The organism is Paenibacillus sp. sgz302191, from assembly GCF_057749925.1.
In genome coordinates this window covers 1-787 of sequence record NZ_JBYLHY010000098.1, presented here as the reverse complement: position 1 = coordinate 787, position 787 = coordinate 1, and the positions used below count along the sequence as shown (strand labels likewise).

At 48.5% G+C, this 787-nt stretch carries 1 protein-coding gene; it reads left to right on the top strand.

Annotated features, from left to right (window positions below; all coding sequences use genetic code 11):
- Positions 1–787, top strand: a 787-nt coding sequence (locus tag AC3G2T_RS38760) for an alpha/beta fold hydrolase (protein WP_488438825.1), incomplete at both ends; no start/stop codon positions are given.

Below are 787 nucleotides of genomic sequence, written 5' to 3'. Positions count from 1 at the left end.
ATGGGAAAAATATGCATTTATATACCGGCGGTCAAGGGGATGTAACGGTTGTATTCGCTTCCGGTTGGGGCACGGCCAATCCGTATATTGATTTTTACCCGCTGTATGAGAAGCTCGCGCCACATGTTAAATTCGCAGTTTACGACCGGTTCGGCTATGGGTACAGTGATACGACGGACAAGAAGCGTGACATCGATACAATAACGAACGAAATACACGAAGTGCTGCAGGCATCCGGCCAAAAGCCGCCTTACCTGTTTGTGGGACATTCGCTAGGATCCCTTGAAACGCTCCGTTTTACACAGAAATACCCGGACGAGGTACAGGGCATCGTGATGCTGGATGGCGGAAGTCCGGAATATTACTACAATGATGCCGAGGCGCCGGTAAGCGGCTTTATGTATAAGCTGCTCATAAAAACAGGCGTAATTCGGATGCTCTTTCACTCCGACAGCGTGATCGAAAACTCGCGCTCCATTCGCAACGGCTTGAAGTTCGTGCCGGATGAACTGAAGCAGATTGACCTGACAGCCTCATTGCTTAAGCTTGACAATGCCAATATACAGGACGAGGTGCGTCAAGCCCGGAGTAATGCAAAGGTCGTATTGGATGACAAAAAGCCTCTCCCTTTCCCGCTTACCGTGCTGACATCCGATTACTTAGGGGTTACCAATGACGTTTGGAACAAATACGAAAAGGAATTTACTTCCTGGTCCGTGCAAGCGAAGCAATTAGTGCTTAAGGATACCGAGCATTATATTCATCAATATCGCCCTGATCTCGTTGC